Annotated in this window: 4 protein-coding genes; 2 read left to right on the top strand and 2 right to left on the bottom strand. The window is 43.6% G+C overall.

Features of this window, described 5'->3' with window-relative positions:
- Positions 1–116 precede the first annotated feature (116 nt).
- Positions 117–893 carry a class I SAM-dependent methyltransferase gene (locus PX481_RS23120; protein ID WP_043998901.1) on the top strand — a complete coding sequence of 259 codons (777 nt, stop codon included), beginning with the start codon at positions 117–119 and terminating at the stop codon, positions 891–893.
- Here the strand turns inward: PX481_RS23120 and uvrA are convergent.
- Positions 850–3,762 (bottom strand): excinuclease ABC subunit UvrA, encoded by a 2,913-nt coding sequence (gene uvrA, locus PX481_RS23125; protein ID WP_002757759.1) that lies wholly within the window; start codon positions 3,760–3,762, stop codon positions 850–852. The two genes, PX481_RS23120 and uvrA, sit on opposite strands and share 44 nt — an antisense overlap.
- Before the next feature lie 97 nt (positions 3,763–3,859).
- The gene (gene cysE, locus PX481_RS23130) at positions 3,860–4,633 is read right to left on the bottom strand and encodes a serine O-acetyltransferase (protein ID WP_002757757.1); all 774 of its coding nucleotides are present in this window, start codon (positions 4,631–4,633) and stop codon (positions 3,860–3,862) included.
- A 214-nt stretch (positions 4,634–4,847) separates the two neighbouring features.
- Between cysE and PX481_RS23135 the strand changes: the two genes are divergently transcribed.
- Positions 4,848–6,047 (top strand): choice-of-anchor I family protein (locus PX481_RS23135; protein ID WP_288096279.1); only part of this gene is annotated, 1,200 nt, incomplete at its 3' end.

The following is a 6,047-nucleotide window of genomic DNA, read 5'->3' on the forward strand; positions in this document are numbered from 1 at the left end:
AAAAACTACATTTAGCCAATGGCAAGAAGGCTTTTTTGAAGAAGTAATTGGCGGTTGGGAAGGTGAATTATTAGTAAGAGAAAAACAGCCAGATTATGAGGAAAGAGTGCTCAAGAATGATTAAGGACAAAAATCAGCAAACCTATAGAGACCCTAGTATTGTCGGTTATTATGCCCAATTAACCGCGCTACAGCCAGCAGAAAAGACAATTTTAACTCTGCTGCAAGAGCGTTTATCGACGATGAAAATGCTTGATTTAGGGGTAGGTGCGGGACGGACTACGAAGTATTTTGCCCCTCTTGTGGGAGAATATATCGGTGTTGATTATTCTACGGAAATGATCGCCGCTTGTCGTCAAAAATTCCCCCATTTAGTCTGGCAAGTGGCCGATGCTAGAAATCTAGAACAATTTGCCGATAATTATTTTGATTTTATTCTCTTTAGTTTTAATGGCATTGATTATATTTCCCCTGCTGACCGTTTTCTAGTTTTAGAGGAAATTAGCCGCATCGGTAAAGCGGGTGGTTATTTTTGCTTTTCTAGTCATAATCTTCAGGGAATTATCCCAGAATTCGATTGGAAAAAAAAGATTAGTTTGAATCCTTTTAGTAGCTATGTCAATTTAGTCATCTGGGCGATTTTGCGGGCCTGTAATCCCTCTCTTAGCTACCAACAGTTATTGACTGCTGACTATGCAATTATTCGGGATGAACCCCATAATTTTCGTCTGCGAAATTATTACGCCACCCCCAAAGAACAATTAAGACAGTTAAGGTCTTACTTTCAAGAGATTAAAATTTATTCTGGGAAAACCGGTCAGGAAATTAAGAGCGAACAAGAGTTAAATACTAATCTTGATCATTGGCTTTATTATCTCTGTGTTCTTCCCTAATATTATCCCGCTTTTTTGGGGGATATTGAAGTAATGCTTGGGCAAGATAATGACCGGTGTAGGATTTTTCACATTTAGCCACGGTTTCCGGTGTTCCCACCGCGATTAATTCTCCTCCCTTGTCCCCTCCTTCCGGTCCCAAATCAATAATCCAATCGCTACAGCGAATCACGTCGAGATTATGTTCGATGACGATAATCGAATTACCTTTATCGACCAATCTTTGTAACACATCTAAGAGATGATGCACATCATAAAAAGATAACCCCGTAGTCGGTTCATCGATCAAATATAGGGTTTTTCCCGTGGCCCGTCGGGATAATTCGGCCGCTAATTTCACCCTTTGCGCTTCCCCACCGGATAAAGTGGGGGCGCTTTGACCGAGTTTACAGTATCCTAAACCCACATCCACGAGAGTTTGTAATCTGGTGGTGGCCCGGGGGACATTTTCAAAGACCTTTAATGCTTCCTCGATCGTCATATCTAAGACATCGGCGATCGAATAACCTTTATACTTAACCTGTAGGGTTTCCCGATTATAACGCGCCCCTTTACACACATCACACTGCACATAGACATCGGGGAGAAAATTCATCTCGATGACGTTTACTCCTTGGCCTAGGCAAGCTTCACAGCGTCCTCCTTTAACATTAAAAGAAAACTGCCCCGCTTTGTAACCTCTAGCTTTTGCTTCGATGGTTTCGGTGAAAATCTCGCGAATAATGTCAAAAACCCCCGTATAGGTGGCAGGATTTGACCGAGGAGTGCGTCCTATCGGTGATTGGTCGATGACAATTACTTTATCAACCGCGTCCAATCCTTCCACTTTCTCTAACTCTTTGGGGAAGGGAGTTAAACGGGTTAAATGATGTTGTAAAGCTGGATATAATAACTCATTAATTAGGGTAGATTTGCCCGAACCAGATACCCCCGTAATCGAGACTAATTTTCCTAAAGGAATCGTTACATCAATATTTCTTAGGTTATTTTGATGGCAATTTTTTAAGACTAAAGCATTACCATTCCCTTCCCTTCTTTGGGGGGGAGTTTCAATAACTTTGCGGCCCGATAAGTAGGCCCCTGTTATCGATTTTTTGGACTTTAAAAGGGTTTTAAAACTGCCTTGACAGATGATTTCTCCGCCATGAATCCCCGCTTTCGGACCGATATCGACCACATAATCGGCTGCCCGAATCGTTTCTTCATCGTGTTCGACGACAATTAAAGTATTACCTAAATCTCGCAATCTTTGCAGGGTTTCTAACAGTTTACTATTATCTCTTTGGTGTAATCCAATGCTAGGTTCATCGAGAACGTATAATACTCCCGTTAATCCCGAACCGATTTGAGTAGCTAATCTAATTCGTTGGGATTCTCCCCCGGATAAAGTCATCGCCGGTCGATCGAGGGTAAGATAATCTAATCCCACATCGATTAAAAATTGTAGTCTCGCTTTGATTTCTTTGAGGGCTAATTCCCCAATTAATGCTTGTCTTGGGGTTAAATGACAATCATTAATTCTCTGCAAACAATCCCGAATGGTAACTCCGGTAAAATCCGTGATCGTATATTGTCCTAAACGTACCGATAAAGCTTCCGGTTTTAATCTTTTTCCGTGACAAACTTCGCAGGTTTGGTTAACAATATATTTCTCTAGTCTTTGTTTAATAACTTCCGAGGTGGTTTCTTGATAATTCCTATCTAAGATATTGATAACTCCCGCAAATTCTCGATAGTAACCGCGACCAGTATCATAACGGTAATCATCTTCAAAATAGATCGGTTCTTTACTCCCATAGAGAATGATATCTTGCTGGGTTTTTGTTAGTTTCTGCCAAGGGGTTTGAATTTCAAAACCTAAAGCTTGCCCTAAACCGTAGAGGAGAGAAAGATAGTAGGAGTTATCCTTATCTGACCAGGGGGCAATAGCCGAATAAACCGGTTGTTTCGGGTCTGGAATGACTAAATCTGCCGAAAATTTCCGTAAACTGCCCAATCCGTGACAGTTGGGACAAGCACCATAGGGAGAATTAAAAGAGAATAAACGGGGGGATAACTCTTCCATAACTGCCCCGTGTTCGGGACAGGCAAATTTTTCGGAAAAGATAATTTCTTTGGTAACTTCGGGATTATCTTCGTTATTCTCATCGAGAATTTCCACAATCGCTACACCATCGGAATGCTTTAAACAAGTGGTTAAAGAATCCACTAATCTTTCCTGTAAACCCTCTTTTTTGATCAGGCGATCGATAACAATTTCAAGATCATGAAGATGTTTTTTATCTAACTCGATGCCCTCGGATAATTCTACTACCTTGCCGTCAATCCGCACCCGGGCAAAGCCTTGGGAGGCCAAACTAGAGATTAATTGCTTATGGGTGCCTTTTTTGCCGCGAATTACTGGCGCTAAGATTTGAAATCGGGTTTTATCGGCTAATTCCATCACTCGATCGCACATTTGATCGATGGTTTGGGGGGCAATATTGCGATCGCAATGGGGACAATGGGGTTCACCGGCACGACCGAACAATAAACGCAAGTAATCGTAAATTTCCGTTACAGTTCCCACACTAGAACGGGGATTGTGGGAAGTGGATTTTTGGTCAATGGAAATAGCCGGACTTAAACCCTCGATCGCATCCACATCGGGTTTATCCAATTGTCCTAAAAATTGGCGCGCATAGGCGCTGAGGGACTCCACATAGCGGCGCTGTCCCTCGGCAAAAATAGTGTCGAAAGCGAGGGAAGATTTGCCCGATCCCGACACTCCCGTAAAAACAATCAACTGATTGCGGGGTAATTCGAGATCAACATTTTTGAGATTGTGTTGTCGGGCGCCACGGATACGGATCGAGTCAGTTTGAGCCATCGGATGGTGCCAAGTAGTCCTTAACAATAATAGCTTTGACGAATGGGTTTCAGCTACTAGAAAACCAGTCTTCTATCATATCAAAAGATTCTCGGGGTTAAACCGCTCTTTCGAGAAACTCGCGCATATCTTGATCGGCCGCAGGGCAACAGCCATGACTCGCTTCTTCTTCTAAATGGGCTAAAACTGGGCAATTAATCCGATAATCTGGTTCTTTTGACCGTTCTAGCCGCAATTCGTACACTTGTTTTTCCAGTTGTTCGATGCGGTCCACCAAGGCGCGAATAGCCACCGCTTCCGAGTCGGGTAAATCACCGTGTTCGAGGGGTTGCACCCGCGTCCCAGCGCGATAGATTAAACGACCGGGTACACCAACAACGGTACAATCGGCGGGAATATCGCGTAGGACCACAGAACCAGCACCGACGCGAACGTTATTACCCAGATAAATATTACCTAAAACCTTGGCCCCAGCGCCGACGACCACATTTTCCCCTAGAGTCGGGTGACGTTTACCGCTTTCTTTCCCCGTCCCTCCTAAAGTAACTCCCTGATAGATGAGGGCATAATCACCGATAATGGCGGTTTCTCCGATGACAACTCCCATGCCATGGTCGATAAAAACACCCTGACCAATTTGGGCGCCGGGGTGAATTTCGATACCAGTCAGAAAACGGGCAAGATGGGAAATTAAACGGGGAATAAAGGGAATCCCGATCTGATATAGCCAATGGGCGAAGCGATGGCACAGTAAAGCCTGTAATCCAGGATAACAAAACAGTACCTCTAACCAGTTGCGGGCAGCGGGGTCACGTTCAAAAATGATCTTGAAATCGGCTAGGAGAATAGATAACACGAGTCTTGATTCCATATTGATCGAGCTTATACTAAACCATGTTATCACTCCGGTAAATGAGCCGTTCAACTAAAAAGCGATCGAGGAACTCCTTCTCCTAGTTCGCTTTTACTGACCTTGGCCAAATTTTGAAGATATCCTTAATTTCTCTCTTGTTTAATCTTCCTTTAACTTGGGGCTGAAAAAATGCAATTGTTTAGCCTTTTTTTGCAGGTTTTCAGCTAAAAATATGATTCATCCTATCTATCGTCACCATTGGCAATTTTTATTAACCTTGCTGTCAATTGCTGGCAGTATCAATATTGTTACCGAATCTGCCTCAGCTTTAAATATCACCCGATTGAGCAGTCTTGGCAATAGTACAACTGCTGCTAATAACTTCGGGGCAGAAATCCCCGCTTATGACCCAGCTAGTCGAAAATTATTCGTGACCGGTCCCAATAATCGTCTAGATATTGCCGATATCAGCAATCCCGCTAGTCCAATTCCCTTACCCTCGATCGATCTTAGTCCCTACGGTGCAGGGGTTAACAGCGTTGCCATCAAAAATGGTATCGTGGCCGTGGCCATGGAAGCTAGTCAGATTACCAATAACGGCAGTGTGGTCTTTTTCAATACTAATGGTGTCTTTCAGAGTCAGGTTACTGTGGGTGCTTTACCGGATATGTTAACCTTTACTCCTGACGGTAATCGGGTTTTGGTCGCTAACGAAGGGGAAGCAAGAGGGGCGATCGATCCCAATGGTTCCGTTAGTATTATTGACCTTAGCACTGGTGTTCTCAATGCCACGGTCAACACTGCTACCTTTACCCGTTTTAATGGTCAAGAGAACACTTTAAGAAATCAGGGAGTCCGCATTTTCCCCGGTCAAACGGTTTCCCAAGATGTGGAACCAGAATACATCACCGTTGCCGACGATGGAACCACTGCCTGGGTGTCTCTACAGGAAAATAATGCTATTGCGATAGTCGATATTGTTAACGCTCAAGTCACCAGTATTTTACCCCTGGGAGCTAAGGATTTTAACGCACCGGGTAATGGTTTAGATGCAAGCGATCGAGATGGGGTAGTATTTGGAGGATCGGCTAATTCCCCAGCAGTGAGAATTAAGAATTGGCCGGTTTTTGGCTTATATCAACCGGATACGATTGCTACCGTTACCATCGCTGGACAAACCTATTTAATTACTGCCAATGAAGGGGATACTAGAAATGAGGCTCGACGAGTTTCTACTCTAACTTTAGACCCCAATGCTTTCCCTAATGCGGCCCAATTGCAATTAGCCCAAAATCTCGGACGTTTAGATGTTTCTAGCATTGACGGACTTAACGCCCAAGGTCAATATAGCCAACTTTTTGCCTACGGTGGTCGTTCTTTTTCGATTTGGAATGTCACTAATGGACTGTCCCAAGTCTTCGATAGTGGCGAT

The organism is Microcystis sp. M53603_WE2 (genome assembly GCF_030065435.1).

What these genes read in the sequence shown, in the direction of transcription:
- PX481_RS23120 (WP_043998901.1), top strand. Translation starts at nt 117, where the DNA reads ATGATTAAGGACAAAAATCAGCAAACCTATAGAGACCCTAGTATTGTC.
- uvrA (WP_002757759.1), bottom strand. Translation starts at nt 3,762, where the DNA reads ATGGCTCAAACTGACTCGATCCGTATCCGTGGCGCCCGACAACACAAT.
- cysE (WP_002757757.1), bottom strand. Translation starts at nt 4,633, where the DNA reads ATGGAATCAAGACTCGTGTTATCTATTCTCCTAGCCGATTTCAAGATC.